The organism is Microbacterium sp. (genome assembly GCF_044508325.1).
GTDB lineage: Bacteria > Actinomycetota > Actinomycetes > Actinomycetales > Microbacteriaceae > Microbacterium.
Window position 1 is genome coordinate 255,132 of the sequence record NZ_JBIQHX010000002.1, and the last position, 20,161, is coordinate 275,292.

21 protein-coding genes are annotated in these 20,161 nt (G+C 65.6%); 7 read left to right on the forward strand and 14 right to left on the reverse strand.

Features of this window, described 5'->3' with window-relative positions; translation table 11 throughout:
• Positions 1-8 precede the first annotated feature (8 nt).
• The 4 genes from ACIWQI_RS02750 (at position 9) to ACIWQI_RS02765 (ending at position 2,570) form a co-directional block, all read left to right on the forward strand.
• The gene (locus tag ACIWQI_RS02750; RefSeq protein ID WP_396655551.1) at positions 9-758 is read left to right on the forward strand and encodes a MerR family transcriptional regulator; all 750 of its coding nucleotides are present in this window, start codon (positions 9-11) and stop codon (positions 756-758) included.
• Between the two features lie 105 nt (positions 759-863).
• Positions 864-1,445, forward strand: a complete 582-nt coding sequence (locus tag ACIWQI_RS02755; RefSeq protein ID WP_396655552.1) for a small multidrug efflux protein — start codon at positions 864-866, stop codon at positions 1,443-1,445.
• 7 nt (positions 1,446-1,452) lie between these two features.
• Positions 1,453-2,193: a GPP34 family phosphoprotein gene (locus ACIWQI_RS02760; protein ID WP_396655553.1), complete on the forward strand. Its 741-nt coding sequence runs from the start codon at positions 1,453-1,455 to the stop codon at positions 2,191-2,193.
• Positions 2,194-2,273: 80 nt separating this feature from the next.
• Positions 2,274-2,570 (forward strand): hypothetical protein, encoded by a 297-nt coding sequence (locus ACIWQI_RS02765; RefSeq protein WP_396655554.1) that lies wholly within the window; start codon positions 2,274-2,276, stop codon positions 2,568-2,570.
• A gap of 261 nt (positions 2,571-2,831) precedes the next feature.
• Here ACIWQI_RS02765 and ACIWQI_RS02770 read toward each other — a convergent pair whose 3' ends face one another.
• The 3 genes from ACIWQI_RS02770 to ACIWQI_RS02780 form a co-directional block, all read right to left on the reverse strand.
• Positions 2,832-3,404, reverse strand: coding sequence for a hypothetical protein (locus ACIWQI_RS02770; protein ID WP_396655555.1), 573 nt, complete (start codon positions 3,402-3,404; stop codon positions 2,832-2,834).
• Positions 3,405-3,880: 476 nt separating this feature from the next.
• Positions 3,881-5,287, reverse strand: a complete 1,407-nt coding sequence (locus tag ACIWQI_RS02775) for an IS1380 family transposase (protein WP_396655557.1) — start codon at positions 5,285-5,287, stop codon at positions 3,881-3,883.
• Between the two features lie 465 nt (positions 5,288-5,752).
• On the reverse strand, positions 5,753-6,397 hold the full coding sequence (locus tag ACIWQI_RS02780) for a hypothetical protein (RefSeq protein WP_396655558.1): 645 nt from the start codon (positions 6,395-6,397) through the stop codon (positions 5,753-5,755).
• Between the two features lie 151 nt (positions 6,398-6,548).
• Here ACIWQI_RS02780 and ACIWQI_RS02785 point away from each other — a divergent pair, with 151 nt between their 5' ends.
• The gene (locus ACIWQI_RS02785; RefSeq protein WP_396655559.1) at positions 6,549-6,695 is read left to right on the forward strand and encodes a DNA-binding protein; all 147 of its coding nucleotides are present in this window, start codon (positions 6,549-6,551) and stop codon (positions 6,693-6,695) included.
• A gap of 103 nt (positions 6,696-6,798) precedes the next feature.
• On the opposite strand, the gene ACIWQI_RS02790 is transcribed toward ACIWQI_RS02785, so the two are convergent.
• Complete coding sequence (locus ACIWQI_RS02790; RefSeq protein ID WP_396655560.1) at positions 6,799-6,954, reverse strand: hypothetical protein; 156 nt, start codon at positions 6,952-6,954, stop codon at positions 6,799-6,801.
• Between the two features lie 11 nt (positions 6,955-6,965).
• A complete protein-coding gene (locus ACIWQI_RS02795; RefSeq protein WP_396655561.1) occupies positions 6,966-7,532 on the reverse strand; it encodes a hypothetical protein in 567 nt (188 codons plus the stop codon).
• 225 nt (positions 7,533-7,757) lie between these two features.
• Between ACIWQI_RS02795 and ACIWQI_RS02800 the strand changes: the two genes are divergently transcribed.
• Positions 7,758-8,270, forward strand: coding sequence for a hypothetical protein (locus ACIWQI_RS02800; RefSeq protein WP_396655562.1), 513 nt, complete (start codon positions 7,758-7,760; stop codon positions 8,268-8,270).
• Between the two features lie 43 nt (positions 8,271-8,313).
• On the opposite strand, the gene ACIWQI_RS02805 is transcribed toward ACIWQI_RS02800, so the two are convergent.
• Genes ACIWQI_RS02805 through ACIWQI_RS02815 form a run of 3 tightly spaced genes read right to left on the reverse strand, consistent with a single transcriptional unit; the run spans position 8,314 to position 12,638 of the window.
• Entirely contained in the window at positions 8,314-9,042 is a 729-nt protein-coding gene (locus ACIWQI_RS02805) for a hypothetical protein (protein WP_396655563.1), read from the reverse strand.
• Entirely contained in the window at positions 9,043-10,698 is a 1,656-nt protein-coding gene (locus tag ACIWQI_RS02810; RefSeq protein ID WP_396655564.1) for a UvrD-helicase domain-containing protein, read from the reverse strand.
• Positions 10,695-12,638: an ATP-dependent nuclease gene (locus tag ACIWQI_RS02815; RefSeq protein ID WP_396655565.1), complete on the reverse strand. Its 1,944-nt coding sequence runs from the start codon at positions 12,636-12,638 to the stop codon at positions 10,695-10,697. Before ACIWQI_RS02815 ends, ACIWQI_RS02810 begins: the two co-directional genes overlap by 4 nt.
• A 1,026-nt stretch (positions 12,639-13,664) precedes the next feature.
• Between ACIWQI_RS02815 and ACIWQI_RS02820 the strand changes: the two genes are divergently transcribed.
• Complete coding sequence (locus tag ACIWQI_RS02820) at positions 13,665-15,578, forward strand: hypothetical protein (RefSeq protein WP_396655566.1); 1,914 nt, start codon at positions 13,665-13,667, stop codon at positions 15,576-15,578.
• Between the two features lie 319 nt (positions 15,579-15,897).
• On the opposite strand, the gene ACIWQI_RS02825 is transcribed toward ACIWQI_RS02820, so the two are convergent.
• The 6 genes from ACIWQI_RS02825 to ACIWQI_RS02850 form a co-directional block, all read right to left on the reverse strand.
• Positions 15,898-17,061, reverse strand: coding sequence for a helix-turn-helix domain-containing protein (locus ACIWQI_RS02825; protein ID WP_396655567.1), 1,164 nt, complete (start codon positions 17,059-17,061; stop codon positions 15,898-15,900).
• Between the two features lie 17 nt (positions 17,062-17,078).
• The gene (locus tag ACIWQI_RS02830; RefSeq protein WP_396655568.1) at positions 17,079-17,714 is read right to left on the reverse strand and encodes a hypothetical protein; all 636 of its coding nucleotides are present in this window, start codon (positions 17,712-17,714) and stop codon (positions 17,079-17,081) included.
• Between the two features lie 90 nt (positions 17,715-17,804).
• The gene (locus ACIWQI_RS02835) at positions 17,805-18,083 is read right to left on the reverse strand and encodes a hypothetical protein (RefSeq protein ID WP_396655569.1); all 279 of its coding nucleotides are present in this window, start codon (positions 18,081-18,083) and stop codon (positions 17,805-17,807) included.
• Between the two features lie 41 nt (positions 18,084-18,124).
• Positions 18,125-18,331, reverse strand: a complete 207-nt coding sequence (locus ACIWQI_RS02840) for a hypothetical protein (RefSeq protein ID WP_396655570.1) — start codon at positions 18,329-18,331, stop codon at positions 18,125-18,127.
• Positions 18,332-18,556, reverse strand: a complete 225-nt coding sequence (locus tag ACIWQI_RS02845) for a hypothetical protein (protein WP_396655571.1) — start codon at positions 18,554-18,556, stop codon at positions 18,332-18,334.
• Between the two features lie 167 nt (positions 18,557-18,723).
• Complete coding sequence (locus ACIWQI_RS02850; RefSeq protein ID WP_396655573.1) at positions 18,724-19,740, reverse strand: ATP-dependent RecD-like DNA helicase; 1,017 nt, start codon at positions 19,738-19,740, stop codon at positions 18,724-18,726.
• Between the last annotated feature and the right edge of the window lie 421 nt (positions 19,741-20,161).

Genomic DNA, 20,161 nt, shown 5'->3' on the forward strand with positions numbered 1-20,161 from the left:
GACCGATCATGGCCTGGAGCACCCGAGAACTCGCAGAACTTGCGGGGACCACCGTGAACACCGTCCGGCACTATCACCGGCTCGGGCTGCTCGATGAGCCTGTGCGCAGGCACAACGGATACAAGCAGTACGAGGTACGGCATCTTGTGCGTCTGCTGCGGATCCGCAGACTCGCAGACCTGGGTGTGTCGCTCTCGCAGATCGGCGCGGACAGCGCGGGGATGCCTGATGCCCTGCGCGAGCTGGATGCGGAGCTGGCCGCGAGCATCGAGCGCATCCGCCGGGCGCGTGCCGAGATCGCCGAGATCCTGCGCGACGACGCACCCGCCGACGCACCCGCGGGGTTCGCGTCCGTCGCGGCGCATCTGTCGGAGTCCGACAGCTCGATCATCCACATCTACACCCGGCTGTACGACGAGTCTGCGCTGGCCGATCTGAGGCGCATGGTCGAAGTGGATGCCGAGACGGGCGCGGTCGGGCAGGAGATCAGCGATCTTCCTCCGGACGCGGACGAGGCGACCCGGCAGCGGCTTGCGGAGCGACTGGCCCCGACCCTTGCGCAGAACCTCATCGACTATCCGTGGCTGGCCGATCCCGCGGGGCGCTTGGCCAAGAGCGCACGGGTGACACAGCAGACGTTCATCGATGCGGTGCGCGAGCTGTACAACCCCGCGCAGATCGATGTCTTCTCACGCGCCGGCCTCCTCGCTCACGAGCAGCTGCACGAGGCCGATGCCACCGATGGCGAAGCCTTGTGACGGCTTCCGCCTGCACGACTTGACCTGGTTCTGACAACACAGTGTCGACTGCCAATCAGGGATCGCCGGACTCGGCGCTCCCCTAAAGCCCAAGGAGGCTCCGCCATGAATCCCATCCAAGAACTCATCACCAACTTCCAGGCCCTCGTCGCCCAGGTGCCCGAGATCGTGCAGCCGTTCATCGTCATGCTGGCCGGCGCGATTCCGTTCATCGAGGGCGAGGGTGCCGCCGTCATCGGCATCGCCGGCGGCATCCCACTCATCATCGTCGCCATCGCCGCGGCGGCCGGAAACTTCCTCTCCGTGCTGCTCGTGGTGATCTTCACATCGCGCGCGCGCTCCGCCGTCGTCAACCACACACGCGCCCGGCGCGAGGCGCTCGTCGGCGCCGGAGGTGTGGGCGTGATGAGCGACGACGGGCGACTCGAGGGCACGGATCTGGCGCCCGTCAAGCCCGAGTCGAAGGGCCGTCTGCGATTCAAGCGGTGGCTCGTCCGCTTCGGCGTCCCGGGAGCCAGCATCCTCGGACCCCTTGCGATCCCGACCCAGTTCACGTCGGCGTTCCTCGTCGCCAGTGGCACACCTCGCAGGTGGGTGCTTCTCTGGCAGGCCGTGGCGATCGCGCTCTGGACGACCGTCGCCACCGTCTCGGCGTGGGCGGCTCTGACGTTCCTCGTGGGGGTGTGATCACGTGATGGCTCAGCAGCCTGAAGGCCCCCGCGCCGAGCGCGGCGCGGAGACGCACGTCGGGACTCGCTCCCTCGATGCTCCCACCCTGGCCGAAGACCTCCTACTCCTCCTGTTCCAGCCCGATTCGGGCACGATCGCCGGCGAGAACACCCTCTCCTACGTGCTGGCCGGAGCGGTGCTGGCCGACCTCGCCGCGGGCGAGCACATCTCAGCCGCACCGTCACGGATGGGGTTCCTGAATGTCGAGGCGGTCGAGCGGCGGGCACCGACGGACCGGATCCTCCGCTCGGCCTGGGATTACGTCGCAGCCCGACCCCGTGGCGTTCAGACGGTGCTCGCCGCCATCGGCCCCACGCTCCGCGAGCCCCTGCTGGAACGCCTCCTCACGCGTCGCGACCTCCGCCAGGAGAGCCGCACCACGCTCGGACTGTTCAAGACGACCGTGATCGTCGAAGGGGGCAACGGGCGGAGGGCGCGGATCCTCTCCGACGTGCGAGAAGTGCTCGCAGGCGGAGCGGAGCCGACCCCCCGATCGGCGGCGCTCTCTGCCCTGCTGTGGGGAAGCGGCACACTCCCCCAGTTCGATCCCACTATCCCCTGGACTTCGGAGGTCATCGCCCGCGCCCAGGAGCTCGAACGCGGGAACTGGGGCGCCGGGGCCGCTGCGGAAGCCGTCACCCGCACCATGACGGCGATCATCGCCGGCAGCGTCCTCGTCGCTGCCGCGGCGCGTCCCCAGGGATAGGCCCCGGCGAGCTGCGAAGGGGGTGTTGCTCTGTGGCCACGGAATGCGGCGCCCTGGCGCCTATGACCGCAGGTGGCGAGGTGGAGTGGACCGTCGAGCGGCACCTGACTGGTCAGCCCGCGTTCGCTATCTACCTTTACCGGCAGTTCATCGCCGCGGTCGAGACCATCGGACCCTTCACCTACCCGGTGAGCAAGACCACGATCACTCGGAAAGGCGAACGCCGCGGGTTCGCGGGCGCACGACCGTTCCGGCAGGGCGTTCGCTGCTATCTCGACCTGCAGCACGAGACGGGACCAGACGGCGCTTCGCTACTGGAGTTGCCGAGCGCCTCGCACATCGGCGACGCGCCGCCTGCGGAGTGGACGGCCCAGTGACGGCTCTCATCCCTCAGCAGCCGCTGCGCCCACGCGAACTCACAGAGCACCGGTAGATCCCGAGACGACGGACGAGATGTGGACGAGCCATACTTCACGGATCGGGGTAAGGAGGCCGCACTCGGCGCATATGGGGAACCGTAAGGCGACCATGCGCGTTCTCGCTCATCCCTATTCGAGCCTCGCGCGAAGAAGGAGGTTGGGGGTACGGGCGCTTCGGCGTGCGTTAGGCGCCCCGTCCGCAAACGCTGCGAGTCGCCGTCACCTCGCGTGGGCTGAGTTGCCGACCGGTTCAAGAGTCGATTGGGCTCTCTTCACTCGTTGACGCCGCCGACGCGCGCTGGCACCGTCGCTCCGCTCGAACAGAACGAGGAGGATCACCAGAAGCGTGTGAACCACCGCGTTGACGTATCGGTGCTCGTCCACCTTTCGGATCCAGACTCGACCCTCGTCGCTCGTCATCATCACGTACCGAGCGATGGCGTTGCGGGGCACGCCTTGGACAACGTGCTGAGTCTCGGTGCCGGGCGCAAGCATGGCCGGCCGGCCGTTGGCGCTGATGATCTCCGACCCATAGCCTCCGCGCGCGTCGGGGTAGAAGAGTAGTGGCGCGTACACCGCCCTCGATCCCCGGTTGCAGACGTGGACGGTGGTCTCTAGGCGCACGCCCTGCTCACGGTCCGGAACGTCGCGCCACGAAAGCCATGTGATTAGGTCATCGACGCTCTTTCGGCGGCCGATCGATCTCTCGCGAGCAAACAGGCCGATGCCGAGCAAGAGCGCACCCACGGTACCAATCGCCGCGACCCACTCAGCCACGCTTCCCCAGTCCATGCTCGAAACGTACTTCAGGGCAGCGACATCGCGGCAAAGCAAAACCGCAAGTTGCGTCCCCGCAGAAGCGATCCACATTCGGGCCTGGCGCGGTACGGTAAAGGATCCGTCGTCTGGCGGACACGCGAGCTCTCACCCGCAGCCAGCTACATGAACTGGGCCAGGTAGCAGGCATGATCACGACCAACGAGGAACCCGAAAAGTTCGCCAAGGCCTGTTTGAGCCTCACCCGGTGGCGGCCGATCGCACGGCGATGGCCGTGTCGAGGAACGAGGCAATCTGAGTAGCGGCGGCGGTGTGGTTCAAGAAGGTAGACCACTTACCGGTGGCCTTAGCCTCGATCCACCGATGAACCTTGGGTGGGCCGGGGCTGCGTGATCGCCGCGTGGTGACGTGTCGAGGGCAGGGGCGAGGTCCGGGCGTCGCATCCCGGTCGTCCACGTGGGTCCTCGGTCGTGCCGCGGGTGCGGCGGTGGTCAGCTGGTGGCTGGTGACGGTGGTGGGTGCGTGTTCGCGAAGAGCCGTGTGAACGCGTTCTGCCAGGGCCAGGTCTCGGGCAGGTGCAGCGTGACACGGCGCGCGGAGCGCGCCAGCCGCGCCGGGACGTGAATCAGGGTGCGGCGGATCGTCGCGGTCGTCGCTCTCGCCAATCGTCCGGCCCTGTCGGCGATGAGACCGGCTGTGCGGGTGAGGTTGAACGCGATGACGGCGAGCACGAGCCAGGCGCTGTTCGCGGTGAATATCCCGGAGGGCAGGTGCGCGAGCGGCCCGTGTTTGAGATCGGCGTGGACTTGCTCGATGATCGCGTGGCCGCGATGGGTCTTGTCCGCGACGACGGTGCCCATCGCGTTCTTGTCGGTGGTGGTGAAGAACGCGTGGTGCCGGAAGGTGTCGAACAGTGTCGGCTGCTCCACCTGTCTCGGGTTCAGGTCGGGGATGCGGCGCACCACCAGCCGCCCTTCGACGCGTTCCGCCTTCTTCCTCGAACGGAACGCGGTGAACGGGACCTCGGCGACCTCGGCTTTCGAGATCCACTGCCCGGTGGTCTCGTCGCGGATCGCGTCGGTGTACTCGATCATCTCCCACGCATCATCCGGGATGGTGGCGATCGCGGTCTTCACGGCGGGGTCCATCCGGACGGTGACGGACACGTCGGCGCCGGCGGTGATCGCGGTGCCGATGGTGGCGTGGCCGTAGAACGCGGAGTCGGCTCGCAGCAACGGTCGAACACCGGTCGCGGCGCTGGTGCGGCGCAGGACGGCGAGGGCGTCGCCGACGATCCGGGCGGCGCCCTTCGGAGACCCGGTCTTGCCCTGCCGCAACCGCTGAGCGAGGATCACCGGCGCCGACGTCGACGTCGATGCGGTGGCCAGTAGCGCGTTCAGCCCGCGGACGCCGGAGTATCCGAACCCGGCGCCCTGCTTCTGATACCCGTGGACCTCGATGATGGTGTCATCCAGATCCACCATCACCGGCTCACCCGGCTGGGCCTGCAGCAGCGGCGCCCGCGAGGTGAGGTTCGCAAACAGCCGGGATGCGACGGCGTCCAGTTGCCGGACGTGCCCGAAACGGAACTCGCGCAGGAACGATCCCAGCGTCGACGGCGCGTATGTCCGGTCGAACAGCCGCCCCATGCCGCCGTGGCGGAGCAGGTTCATGTCGTCGATCGAGTCCGCCCCGGCGAGCATCCCCGCCACCAGCGCCATCACCTTCGCGCCGGCGTTCGCGCCCTTGTCCGTCGGGACGCTCAACCGGGACCGTGTCAGCTCGTCGAGCCCCACGGAGCGCGCGAGCCGGAGCATCGGGACCAGACCCGCAGTCGACACGAGATTCGGATCATCGAACACTGCCGACACCGCGGCAGGAGCGTGCTTGAATTGCATCTACGAGATGCCTCTCGGGCAGGGTGAATAGGACCTTAGACAAGCTCTATTCTTCCCGGTCAGAGAGGCATTTCTGCGTCACAACGCCCACTCAGCACCCAGCCCAATCGGTGGATCGAGGCTAAGCCCGGAGGTTCTCTCCTTTCACAAGACCCGAACCGGAACCAACCTCATGGCCGGGTACACCTAGGCTCAAGCGTCCGCGCGAGGCCACCTCACGCGATGGCGGGCTGCCGTCAGCACACGACAATCGACAGAAGGAGTTCACGAGTTCAGGCACCGCGAAGGTGCCCGCATCATTCCCTCCGATCGGCTTCCGCAGTTCGAGCGGAGACCGGATAGTCATGGCATCGTCGCTCTGCAGAAACGGCCATTTGGCTTCGAATCCCGAGCAATCTGCTCAAACCGCCCCAGAAGGCCGCTGATCCCCGACCAGGTCTCCCTGCGGCGGCACCGATTGACTGCTCAGCGTCCCATTGACGGGCCACCGGGCTGAGCCGGCCCCTGGTGGGGCGCCGTGGGGTCGTAGGCCCCGCCCGGGTTGTAGGGGTCGACAGCCGGCGCGCGCCGCGGCTCCTGGATGCGGACTTCGGGGGCCAGACCGGAGTCGCGTGCGCGACTCATGAGGCGGGTCGCGGTGCTCTGGCTGATCTGGAGAGTGTCGGCGATGAGCTTCAGCGGCGGATAGCTGATCGCTGTCGCGACGCGATACACGGAGATCGCGGCGTGGAGGGACTCCATGGGCTCGCGCTCCTCCTGCGCCCGCACGCGAATGAGGAAATCGCGCACCGGTATGCGGTCGACCTGGTCGCCACCCTCAGTGCGGACGTCGACGGTGACGACATCGAGAGCTGACCTCGTCATGATCCAGTGCGTTCGCACCTCGCGGAGCACTTGGCTCGTGATATCGACGCCCTGCGCTTCGCGCTCGAGGGCAGCGAAGACGACAGCCGTGCGTCCGAGTGTGTCATCCCACTCCACGCGAACGGTGATCGTGCCGGGCACGTCTTGCTCACCCGACACACACGCGTGCCACGACTTCGGCAGTGTCACCCCGCTGCCGAGATCAATGCGTGCGTCGCTGAAGTCATACGCCTCGACGTCTGCCATGAAGCCCACTATTCCAGGTCATCGAGGATCCGCGAAGAAGAGTGTCGATCTTGGCTCAGACGTGTGGTACTTTGCGACGAAGGGAGACTGACAATGCTGGCTCACGGAAGGACGGGACCATGAATCGATCACAAGATGTCTGGCACTGACAATGAAGGATGCCGCGAAGCTCGTCGGCGTCGACTACCGCACGATCAAGCTCGGCATTGAAGCCGGGACCATCCCCACGGTCCAGCTCGGCCCGCGTCGGATGATCCCCCGCGTGCCACTGCTGCGCGCCTTCGGCGTCGACGCCTGATAGTCACCTACGCGTGCACTATTCGCAGCCGCCCGACATCGACACCGCCGAATCGCCGCCAGCCGGAAGGGCCCTGACGTTCGGCCGGGACCCTTTCGGGAGGTCACTCGTCGTGCGGACGTGCGGTCTCGATAAAGCGCTCGCGCGGCGGCTTACCGCCGGTACCGAGAATCGTTTCCTGCCCCTCCGTCGCGCGTTCGAATGCCGCATCGTCCGTTTCCGGCTTGGGCGGCCAGGAGGCATCGCTATTGTTCGCCATGTCACCTCCTCTCACAGCCCACGTGAGATAGCGACGGCCGCAAGGATGAGGCTGACGCCCAGCAGGCCAAGGCCCGCCTTGACCAGCCGCATGCGCAGTGAGATCCACGCTTCTCGTCGTTCGATTAGTGACAAGTACTGGTCAACTAGGTAGAGGCTGGCCGAGTCGACGTCCGTCTCGAGCAGTCGCTGCCGAACTCTCCCTGGCTTCAGCTCCTCGATCGACTTCGGGAAGATTGTGGCGATACCGAATCCCGCCGCCGCGATGTTCACCACAAGCGCCACGAGCACTTCGTAGGACATCGGCGTTGCTACCAAGAGCCCGGCGAACACCGCTGACGAGGCGATGAGCACGCCGGAGCGAGATTCCGTGTTCGCCATCCTTCGGTCCTGGCTCGCGAGACGCCGCTCGAGTTCGCCGAGCAACAACGCGAACTGTCCAGCGTGGTCAGCGTTCGGCTTGGACACCGGGACGTGACCCGCCTCTGGAGCGGCTTGACCACCGCTCCTGCGCAGGCGCGACCACAAAGTCATCCCCACAGCATTCCAGAACGCGCTGGAACTGCGCATGTCGGGCAAGGGGTCCCTCTACGGGTGGACGAACGTCCAACGTCGCGATCCCCAACCGGGCGATGCACGTGGGTGGCGCCTTCGCGCGGTGCCAATGCGATGTCGCTCCTACGCCATGCTGCTCTGGCGCGACGCGAATGTCGGAAGTCCGGTACAGGATTCGCTCGGGAGGTCACGATGACAGACGTCGTATCCGCAGCGGGATCCCTCTCGGCTGCGCTCGTTTCAGGAAGGATGACGGAGTCGCAGCTTCGATGGAGCCGCCGCCATGCCAGCGGGACGGCGCTCATCCATGCGCTACTGCCGATCAATCGGCTGCTGCAGCAGTGGGACATCGCCACGGACACCGCGACGTGGGCGACGGCCGTCATCAATTGCATGACGACCGTGCAGGTTGAGCGCTCCGCAATGCCGCGGCAGTGGGCGCACCTAGAAAGCAGCTTGCGGGCCGCGCTTGGCGAAGCTAATGGTCTCGGCCATGCTGACAGAATCTCGGTCTATGACTGTCGCGAGTTCTTCAATCCCGACCGCCTTTGGATTGACTTCGCCACCGACTATCTCAGCCTCGTACTCGCCGGTGTCGGCTATTGGCGCGAAGAGTCGTCTACGCGACGCGCGGGCAGAGTTCGGATCCCCAGTTTCGACCGGTGGCTGCAGGAGACCGGCCGACACTTCCCGGGGCTAGGAACGTGGCCATCCGATGAGGCGCTGAGGAAGCACCGCGTGGGGCGATCCATCCTTCCCTGATCAACTGATCAACCGTGGCTCGAGGGCCGGCCCGGCGGCATCCTCATGCGGGCAGTGCACGCTGGCGGGGCGTCACGGGCGGATGGGGTTGGTTCGTTGGGTCATCGTGGTCGTGCGGGCCTAGGAAGTTGCCCGCGCGCGTGTAGTCCGCGGGGCGCACCTCGAGAACCTGCGCGTCTCCCGAAGAGCTGCCGTACTGTTCCACTCGGCTTCCGCGAGGCCGACGATCTCGGCGAGTGACCCGTCGGCATCGATCGTGAACGCGAAGTCCTTCAGCATGCGGCGCAGCTCGTTCTCGATGTCGATGACGAACCTGGAAGGGCCCCGGACGGACGACGCGCCTGAATGACTTGTTCCGGCGCGATGGAATGTCTTCCTCGCGCATCCCAGCGGTCTTGAGCGTCTCAGCGATAGAGCGGTTGATCCGCTCCTCAATCGGGAGCATGACGTCGTTGCGCTGCGCGACCTGTTCGCGGACCTCCTTCAAGAACTCGCGCTCCGCAATGAGGCTGTCCATCACATAGGACGTGTAGCGACTTCCATCTCCCGGATCACCGAGGAGGTACATCACGGTCGAAACCGAGTCGATGAACTCGCGACTAACGGCGATCTGCTGATCCCCGCCGTGCCCATCGGCAATCTGGCGGATCAAGGTCTCCATGAGCTTGATCATGCGGGCGTAGTGACCTATGACGATCGCGTGGTTGCGCGGGAGCCCGTCGGCCTGGCCCTCCGTTCCGCCGGATCGAACGGGCTCGTACCTCGTGCGCATTCAGGACTCATCGGCATACCCCAGTAGCTCGTCGTGCGGAGACGAGTCCTCACGCCAGCGGATGCTCGCGCCGTCAGGCATCGTGCGGTGACGAGCCGTGGTGAGGACGAGCTCGTCTTTTGCTCGCGAGATTGCGACGAAGAACTCCGACTTCACGTCGTTGTCGTTGCCCCAGAAGAACTGGGGTTCCACTCCAAAGACGACAACCTTCTCGAACTCGAGCCCCTTGCACTTATGCACCGTCAGGATCCGGATGGCGTCCTCCTCCGATAGTCGGTCGAGTGCCGCAATCGGATCGCCATCGATCGCCAGCTCACGCTTGAAGGCGCCAGCCGCCTCCTTGATCACGTCGTTCAGCCGGGTCCCTTGTTGATACGAAGGTGACAGCGCGTTGAGCGACGGACGCGTCACGAACTTCAAGAACGAATTGATAAGTGGGCTCCACGACGCGTACTCGGCGGCGTCGAAGTCTGCCGCGCGCACGGTCAGGCGAGCGTCGCGAAGCAGCGTCCGTAGCTTGCTGTCCAGAACACCGTCGACCTCCTCAGTCCCACCGCGGGTCACGATGCGCACCAACTCGGTGTAGGCCGACGGTCGCCCTTCATCTGCAACGACGCGGAGGTAGTTGAAAATCAGCGCGGCAGCCGGCTCCGTCGAAAGGTCTTGAGACTGCTGCTCGTTGCGATACGGGATGCCAGCGGCGGTGAGATGCTCGCCAAGGACGCTCGTAATGAGGTGGGGTTGCTGCCGCGCCAGCACCGTGATCTCCCGAGGCGGCACGCCGGCGTCAAGCCACTCCTGGATCATCGAAGTCACTGCTGCTGCTTCTTCCTCGTCCGTCTCGAAGCGCAGGACCTGGAGCACTCCCTCGTCACCGACGAGATCAGCCTCGGGACTTGCCGCACCCGGATCCATCTCGAGGATCATGCGGTTCTGCATCCGTCGCAGGCGCGGCTTGGATCGAAAGTTTTGGTAGAGCTGCAGATCGGTTGCGCTGAAGTCGGCCGCGAACGTCGCCATGATGCCGTCGAGCGCGCCCGCGAAGCGCATGATGCGCTGCTTGGTGTCACCGACGCCGATGAGCTGCACACCAGTGCCGCCAAAGGCCTCCTTCAGGAAGGCATACTGCGCGGTCGTGGCGTCCTGGAACTCGTCCATAAAGACGTGGCTGTAAGTCTGCCGAAGTGCCCCTCGCGCATATTCGTTCTTCTCCAGGATCTCCAGGGCGAGCGGCACGAGGTCGTCGAAGGTGATCTGCTCGTTCTGAATCCGGGTGCGCGCGTCGAGACGGTAGTCCGGATTGAGGGCGCTCTGACCAGTCAGCGCCGGACGGAAGTTGTCGACAAGTCGCTTCGCGAAGGCGTGGAAGGTGAAGCTGTCGAACCGAGCGGCATACTGCGATCCGGAGCGCAGTCGAACGCGGGACTGAAGGTTTCGGGCCGCATCGACCTTGAAGGAGATCGCCAGGATCCGCTTGGGATACAAACTCGCGCCAGTTCGAAAGAGGAAGTCTGCACGCTGCGCCAGTAGCTCGGTCTTGCCCGCACCGGGCCCGGCGGTGACGACGACATTCGCTGTGGTTTCGCGAACGGCCTTCAGTGCGTTCGGTTCGAGGTCCAGTCCGCCGACCGGATGCCAGTCATCGGGACGGATCACTCGGGAAGCGCCCCAAGCTTCGCGCGCACGTCCGCTACGAGCCGCTCGAGTACCTCGGGAAGTGCTTCGAGTAGCTCCTCGTCGGTCAGCGCCGCCATCGCCCGAAGGTGCGACGCGGGCTTGCTCTTCAGATCGAACAGCCGGTGATAGTCATCGAAAAGCTCGAGGACGCCGCTCGGGAGGCGACTCTCGTTTGCGTGCGACTTGCCAAGCACCGCAGCAATGGTCTTGTCGTCGGGCGTAGCGACCGACTCCACTCCGTAGGCGCCCGAGAACGCCTCGAGCATCATGAGGTCGAGATCGACGGGGTGCGAGAAGTAGACGCCCTTCGCCTCGAGAGCGTTGACAGGACCCACGCCGCCAGCGATGCGCGGATCTACGAGTTCCGGGAAGTCGACGGCGTCGTTCCACTTCGGAAGCCCTTCGATCAGCGCATCCGCGTAGGTGCCTGGATTCAGCTTGTTGTACTGATTCAGCGCGTTCCGAACGCGACCCCAACCGCCCTGGTGCCGTCCGGAATCCAGGTCGAGGAGCGTGACGTGCGGGATCTCTAGCTCGTTGAGCAGTCGCCAGAAGTGATTGACGTGACGTCCGCCGAGCGGCACGACCGAAACCGAGGCATCGTCTTCCGCGATACCGGCCGCAGCAAGGACGCGAGGCAACACGATCTGCTCGCTGTCACCCTCGCCCAGTACGACCAATCGCGAGAAGTAGAGCTCCGGGAATGCCAGCACGGCTTCCCTCACGTACTTCGCGGCATCGTCCTTCGCCGTCGTCGGCAGCACGATCCGTCGCACCTGAGACTGGCGGTCGCCATCGAGGCGCAGGAAGCAGATCGACTCAGGATCGACTCGGCGAAGTAGGGCAGGCGAGTGTGTCGCGATGAGAGACTGCGAGTCGCCATGCTCCGCAGCCTCGCGAAGCTGTCGGATGATGCGGCCGAGGTACCGCGGAGCCAGGCTATTCTCCGGCTCCTCGAGCGCGATGACCGTGTGCACCGGAGGGCGCAGGCGGTGCTGATCGAACGAGGTCTCGGTGCCACCCAGCACTTCCCGCGCGAGAGATTGCCAGGCGAGGACCAAAGAGATGTAGAGCAGCGATTTCTGCCCGTCACTGAGTCGATCGAACGGAAGCGAGGAGCCAGCCGGGGACGGCGCGAACGAGACAGTGAGCTGGCGGAGCACGCTCTCGAGATCCCCACTGCCGAACGCGATTGAGGGGTCGGTGAAGAAGGCGCCCGAGTGGAGTCCCTTCCACTCCCCCGCGAGCTGGACACCGATGCTCTTGACGGCGTCGTTGTCGGCAAGCGCGTCGGTGAGGCTCTTCGAAAGTGTGTCGAGCGTCGTACGCTCAGCCGTCCAGTCCGCGGCGCGAAGCGCCCGCCCGACGAGCGATGCGGTCGTGTAGGCAATGTGCTCGGCCGGATCGCGGCGCGCCGGGAGGTAGTGCACCTCGATATTGGCGCGGTCGAAGCGCGACATGTCAGCTCGCTGCAGCGGCTCTCCGTCCGCATCCGCTTCGAGGATGTACTCGAGCTTCTCCTCGATCACGTTGTCGGCAGCGATGGTGGCGGTGAGGCGGACCCGGATACGCGGGACACCGTCCTCCGTGGCGATGCGCATGTGCGCAAAGTTGGGCGGCACCGAAGCGTGGTCGCCTGGAGCACCCGACTCGGGAACCTCGATATCCACCTCGATCCACAACACGGGACCAGTGGCGTGCACCTCGGCTGCCGTCTGCCCGTTCGGGATGTGGAAGTCCGAGTGGCGAACCTTGCGCTGCGCCGACAGCGGGCTGAAGAGTCGCGAGAGCGCCTCGAGCACGGCCGTCTTGCCGGCGCCGTTGGGGCCCAGCACGTAGGTGACGTCCCGCAGCGCAATCTCCGTCACGTCAGGGCCGAACGATTGGAATCCGGACATTCGAAGGTGGGTGATCTGCATCAGGCGTCCTCGTCTCGATGCGCGCGCGAAGGAGCTCGTCGGGACGAGCGAGCGGGTCGGGTTAGCTGGGAATGCTTCATCGGGTGGTCAATTCGAGCGCGTAGTTCGTGTTTCGCTCATTCTCCTTTGCGCCCCTAGTTATGAGGCAACGAACGCGCCGTGGCAATAGCCCAGATGTTGTGACTTGAGCAACGTAAGCCGTCCGAAATGGAAGAGCGGCGACCACGAGCGACGAGACTGTCGCTGCTCAAGTGGTCGCGTTTCTCAGCTGGCGGAGAGCACGCGCGGACGGATCCGGAGCGGGACGCATGGTCGAGCGGAGCGCGTCAGCAACATGCACCAAACGGCAGCCTCGAACACGGTGCCGAACTGCGCCCGCGGCTCTCGCCAGAGACGGCCAGCGAGTGAGGCGCCGAGACGCCCGGGAGAGCACCCGTGGTGCTCGATCCCGGACGGCTGGCGCGGGTCAGGCCGGAGCCTGCTTGGTGGTGCGACTGCCACGCGGGGGAGCCCTCCGAAGATGGCCTCGATCGCGCTCTGGTTGGTCTTGGCCTCGCGTTCGATCTCGGCCCGCACCGTCTCGGCCCGTGGAGCACCTTCGGGTCGGACTTGCTGGTCTCGACCCAGGCCTCCAGCGCCAGACGGATCTCCTCGGTGACGCTCCGGTCGTTGAGCTGCGCGATCACTTCGATCTGCGCTCGCAGACCGTCGGTGATGCGCACGCTCAGCGGGCGGATGGGTCCGAGAGCCGTGGCCGGCACCTCGGGCGGTTCGTTCTCGCTCATGCGAGCTTCCTCATCGAATGCGGCCGACGAACCGCGGATGGGTTCCTCTCGGTTAAGCCGCGTCCCGGCGAGGAGGACTGCTGAGTATGACGGCTCGCGTTCGGACGTCAATGCGCCGGTCGGCAGCGTTGCGAAAAGCACAACGCAATGGCTGTTCTCGCGAGCGTCTAGTTCGGTCATAGTCATAGACAGACATGACGAAACCCCACCCGACACTGAACTACTCCCGAGGCACCCGATGATGATCGACTACAACGTCCGCGACGACTGGCCGGAGAACACTCCGGCCTGGCTGAAGTCCCTGGTCTCTTCCCTCGACCGTCGTCACACCTTCTCGACCGTGCTGCCACTCACGGTTGTCGCAGAAGAGATTGTGCAGTGGATCGAGCTGGCGAGCGGTGTCGATGCATGGAAGAAGGGCGCCAACCGCGACTCGCTTGACCGAGATATAGCGCAGTCGATCGCGAGCGCGGGGGCGCATCTCAGTACCCACGTCGCTTCCGAACTGGCAGCATTCCGTGCCGCGTTCGTCGCGCTGTCCACGAGTGGCAACGCGGTCTTGTCCGAGCCTCCAGGGGCAACCCGAATTGCTCCTCAATGGCATGTGCTCCTCACGGCGACCAAAGACCTTCTCACGGCGCTCGAGTCGGACGATGCCGTACGCGCGAGCTGGGACGATCTGGTCGACGTCGCTCAGGACCGGACGCTCAATCATCGCGAGTATGCGCCCATCGCCGACTTACTGTTCGAGCAAGTACGCCGCAGAGGCCTTGAACCTGACTCGGCGTTTCGTGAGCTCGTGTCGATCATGGCGTTCGGCCGCGACGCGGACGACATCATAATTGGCGAGGCCACAATCACGCTCGCCGATCGGGTCGACGCGACGCGCACGTTCATCGCGACGCCAGCGACGCTCGAACCGGTCGCAGTCTGGCTCGGGTACAAGGGGCGCGCGCACGTTCAGCTCACCGCCGGCCGCGTGTCGTTCTACGAGCCGCTCTGGGCGGTGCCGAACGCCGAACCGGGTCGGCAGGACTTCGCGCACAAGGAAGAGCTCTGGGAGATCGTGAAGGGCGGCTTCACCTTCCGCGTTCCGGAAAAGATGGACGAGAAGCGCGACGTCGAGACACTCATCCGCGTCGACCTCGGCAACACCACTGCGGCCGGCGCCGTCGAACGAGCCGTAGCCATCGTCGATGTGATCTTCAACGTGGCGCTGCACCGATCAGGTGGGATCCGTCCGCAACTTGCGGAGCATGTCGTTGTTCTCTCCGGAGTCCCTGCCGGCTCCGGCCTTCGCGCGGTCTCGAATCACACGGGATTCCCCGACGACACCTATGGCGCAGGCATGACGTCGGAGGCGATCGAGGAGCACGGCCCTCGGATCGCTGATGCGCTGGCGCGCGAGGAGCTTCCGCGATTCTTGGCGGCAGCGATTGAAGTGCAGACCACGCTGGATCACCCGTTCAGCCGTGACATGGCGCTTCGAAAGCCGTCCGAGGCGGACATCAGCAGCGTCATCCCGCTCTCCGACCGGGTCGTTCAGCATGTCGCCGCCCATGCCGCGATCGATCCGAATGCGCTCTTCCCGCTGCTCGGCAAGCGGTGGACACACGCGCGGTGGCTCGGCGACCTCCGGCGCGCGGCGGGGATGTGCCTGCTCGGGGGCGGCGAACACCGCGACCTGCAGCACGAGCTAACCGTGGAGTGGTTCTCGAGCAATCCGAAGCAGCCCGGGATCCTTCTCCTGGCGGATCGGGCGAGTGACTTCATCTCGCTCTGCCGACTCGAGCACGAGCGAGCCTGGATCGAGCGCGTGTTTGCGAGCATCAGCGATCACGCGACCTACAGCGCCCTGATCGCCGAGTACGAGGCGGAAGGGGAAGTGCTTGAGGCCCGGCGCCGACGAATCCGCAATGCACTCGTCCACGGCAACCCGGCCACGTTCGCCGTGGTGCAATCGGCGCGCGAATACGCCGAGTTCCTCGGAGGCACGGCGCTCTACATCGCGTTGGAATCGTTCGTCGACGTGACCGATCCGCAGACGGCACTCGCCGAGCGAACGGGTGAGTTCGTCGCGATGCAAGGCGGCACCGACGCGGCTACGTACTGGCGCGATCGCATCCAGAAGGAGGGCTGGCCGCTCCCGGCCTAGTTGCCAGAACGCGCAGTCCTCGCAACGAAGAATCGGGGTCGGCTGCAAATGACCGACCCCGACAAGTTGCCGAGCTGACTGCAGTGAACTATTCGATGCTCTTGATGGAGACGCCAGTCCTACGCTCGGCGGTCTCCCACAGGCGAGCAGCGACCCCTTCGTCCGGAGCGCGCTTAAAGAGCTTCGCCGGTGCCGGTGCGCCGGTCATGCCCTTCTCGGGCCCGTAGTAGCCGCCCTGGGCGACGTCCGTCGGTCGCTTCGAAGCGACGAAGCAGCAGCTCGCTTCGTTTGAATCAGGAGCGGTGCGGGCAGAGCTGGTCTAGCGCCCAGCGTCCCCACGCGACCGAATGTCTGCGACGGGAGCAAGCGACGCATCACGCAGCCGTCCTGTGCTCGGCGTGCGCTGAACGCCCTCGCCCTGGAGGGCAAACGTCACGATGCCGAGCATCAGGTCTTGAACGTCTTGGGCTCGAACGCTCAGCACCTTCGCGATGTCAGCGAAGCCCTCACCCCGTGCACGCATGTCGCTCATGACCTGCGTTAGCAGGCTGGAACTCTCCGCCCGCAGATCTGATCCCGGCTCCCCGCGCCGGAAGCCAGCCATCGAGAGCTGCTTGGCGAGCGTGCCGTACGTCCACTCCGAGATAACGCCGAGCCGGTGGGCCCGGAGGTTGAGCGCCATTGCACTGACGCGCCAGCGGCGCTTGAGCACCATGATGTCCTCGAGCATCAGGTTGCCGCGAATAGCCCCAAGCACATCGGCGCGCGGCATCAGGAACGAACTTGCGAAGTCGTTGGCAGCCTGTTCTTTCTCCTTGCCCGGCTCGACGTTCAGCGACCCACCATGCATGACAAGGTGGCCGAGTTCGTGAGCCAGGTCGAAGCGGAGACGCTCGGCGGACTTATGGATGTTCAAGAAGATGACTGGTGTCGCCCCATGGCGGAACGAAAAAGCGTCGATGGCCTGAAGTGGCCCTCCTGCGGAGTAGACCTTCGCGCCCTTGGACTCCAAGAGCTGGAGAAGGTTCATAATCGGCGCCACCCCGAGCCCCCACGCCCCACGCAGCGCCTCGGCGGCTTGCTCAGGGGCGAGCTCGTCGTCGGAGTCGATCAGATCCTGAAGCTCCGGCACCGCGGGTTCGGGAGCACGATAGGTCGCCTCAATCCAGTCCGACAGCTCGATGGCGAGGGTCGAGAGGCTCCGTGCCGTCGCCTCGTCCTTCTTGGCGAGCCGAGAGCTGGCGCGGAAATGGAAGGCGTCAGACGGCGGCAGGCTCGCGACTGGGCGATAGAAGAAGTCGAGCGGGAAGTTGAGGACGCGGGCGAACTCGCGGATCAGCTCCGGGCTCGGCGTCTTCTTCATATTCTCGGCCTGAGACACCCAGGGCGGCGTCGTGCCGGCCGCGGCGGCGAGATCCGTCGCGGTCATCTGTCGAATGGCGCGCGCCATCTCAAGGCGCGCAGGAATGAAGGTGGCGCTCATCGTGGAACCTCGTCACCTTAGCGACGGGCGACGGTGAAGCCGTAGCCCTCGTCCTCTTCCGTCTCTTCCTCGAACGAGAAGGAGCCGAGCGCGAGATCGAACGCCGGGAAGATGATGCGTTCGTCCCAGGTGTCGATCTTCTTGCCCGACATGGACATCGGGTGCGAGAGCTCGAGAAAGACCATGCCGTCCCGCTCGTTGTACAGGAGGATCCACAGGTCATCGACCTGGAACTCGCCGCCATCGCCCGTGGGCTGGCCAAAGAGCGTCGCCTGGCCGTTGAGGTCCACGCGTCGGGCGAAGGCCACACCCTTGTCGTTCTTGGTGCTCGGGTTGCCCCAGCTGACGCCGGTGAACTTTCCGCCGCTGCTCACGACCAAGCCGAGCCGTAGGTCCGGCTGCGAGAAGTACGGGAGGTTGTCTGGGTCGTCGCGACGCCATCCGGTCTGAAGCAGCATCAGTCCTTCGTGCAGCGCCTCGATCGTGCGCATCCATCGCGTGTACTCCGGGCCGGACTTCGGAGCCGCAGGCGAGACAGTGCGCTTTTCAGCCGCACCGACCGCGACGGCGCGCTCGAACGGCGTGGCCTCGAGCCGCATTGGGGAGAGCAGGCGAGCGAGATCCTCGCGCGTCTTGGGGGTGTGGATCGCCATGTGCGCTTCCTCTCGCTGCCAGGTTGGTGACCCAATGGTAGCGGCGCCAGTGAAAGATTTGCTACATCGAGTTAGGTGCGGCGTGTCGCGTCAGTTCGGGAACGGCGGCTCGTCGCCGAGGATCGCTGCCGGGACGGCGGGCACGACAGCGAGACCGACGCGCGGCGCAGCGATCGTTGGGCTGGCGATCCGGCCCGAGTCCACAGTGCGGTAGACGACCCGGTCGCCATCGATGGTGCCGGCGTACTGACCTGACGTGTCGAAGACGTACCGACCTTGGATGGTGCCCAGGTAGACACCTGAGCCCGAGTGCAGTTGGTTGCCGCTGCGCTGCAGTGGGCGACCGTTCTTTGTATAGAGCTGAGACATGCTGACATTTTGCCGGTGGCCACCGACATCAGCTCCGCCGACTACGGCTGCGGATCGTCGAAGAGGTAGACCGGGATCTCATGGCTGGTCGGGTAGGGAGGCCGCCGGGTGTCCGGATCCCACTCCGAGATCAGCCGCGGCACCAGTTGCGGCTGTCGCCCCTCGTGCCAGAGGTCGATGCCTTGCGGCTTATCAATCGACGCGATGACAGCGGTGCGCGCTACCTCGATCTCCGCCTTCAGTAGCACCTAAAGCTCGGAGACCGGCGTCTGGAAGCGGTTCACAAACGTGTGCGGCGCCGGCGACGCGGTGGTGACGACGAGGGTGCGGTCTACGGTGACCGACCCGGCGTCCGAGGTCAGATCTGCCATGACGTACGTGCTCTCGTTCTCGCCCTCCGAGTGGGCGATGGTCTGGTTGCGGAACTTCATGACCTGCTCGTGCGTGGGCACGAGGTTTGACGGCACAGTCACGTACGACCAGAGCGCCTTGTGCGCTCCCTGTCGTAGCGCGCACGGAAGACGGTCCTTCATCAAGACGGGCGAGGAGATGTCGCGAGCGCCCTTTCATCACGCATCCGACCTCGCCCGAATAGCCCGCCCGAGACTCTCCTCACTGAGCGTCCGACCAACGAGCACCTCTACATCCCTATCCCGCGCCCCGAACTCGGCGCATTGCCCACTGGCCCCGCCACCATCGCCACCCCATGGTTCCTCGCCGCACGCCGCACCTCGGCCTCTGCCGCGCGCACCGCATCGTGCATCGTCAGCTCCGGTGTGCCGCGCTGCATCGACTCGGCGAGGCACTCGCGGGCTGCGGCATCCGTCCGCGCGGCGACGATCGCGACGTTGTGCAACCGCCCGCGCGTGAGGCCCACGTAGAGTCCTGCGGCATCCACATCCGGCCCGACCACCGACGCATCGGCGGTGTCGCCCTGCACACCGTGCACGGTGGACGCGTGGGCGAACTGCAGGTGCTCGCGCGCGTACTCGGTGGACACGCGCGCCACCTCGCCGCTGTCGCTCACGGAGACGAGAACCAGGTACTCGTCGCGGATGCCGCGCACGATCCACTGCGCGCGATTCTCGACGCCCGTGAGCCGGTCGTTGCGACGGGTCTGGACGGTGTCGCCGACAAGGATCCGCTGCTCGCCCATTCCCCACGCGGCGACGCGGACGTCGAGCTCGCCCTGATCGACGCGCCGCTGCTGGATGGCGTCGTTGATCGCGTCCGCCTCAGCATTCGTGCCAGATACCAGCGTGACCCGCTTGCCGCATGCGTGCCAGTCGAAGTACGCGTCGATCATCCGCTCACGCGCCGCGTCGTGGTGAGCGACCCGGTCGACGTGACCGTGTTCGGCAAGCTCGCCCGCAACCGCCAGTGCACGCTCGCGATCACCCGCATCCCGGAGCCGGAGTGTGAGCGCCGCGTAGTCGGGATCGCGGAACCGGTGCACCGTGTCGAGCTCGATCGCCGCGTTCGCGTGCCGGATCGCAGAACCCATCGCACCCGCATGTCCGACCGGCAGCGCCTGGTGTGTGTCACCCACGAACACCAGCCCGACGCCCTGCTCGATCGCGAGCTCGACGAGGACGTTCGCCGTCTGCAGGTCGACCATGCCGGCTTCGTCGACGACGAACCGATCGCGAGAACGCAACCCGTACTTGGTTGGTCCGCCGTATACGGCGCCCGTGCTGGGATCGACTTCTCCCACCCGAAGCCTGGTCCACACCTTCGCGCCGACCTCGTCGGCGCCCCATCGGTAGCCATGGTCCGGTGTCAGGCAAGTACGGCCGGACGCGCGGGGAGCTTCAAGGAGCGTCGGGCGCAAGTAATCATGGACGTGCTGCCTCGAGGCTCTCTAGCGTGACGTGGGCTAAGTAGCGTGGCCCATCCCAGGCCCGCTACCAGTCGAACCCGTTCGCAGTACACAATCATCGCTCAGCCCGTCAGCATCCTCCTGATACTCGGCGTGACGGCGCTCGGGCGCGACGGAGTGCCGTGACTATCGGATGCCGGATTGAGCGCAGCGAGAGATCTCGTGCCGTGAGGTCCGACCGCCCAGAGCCATGCGGACA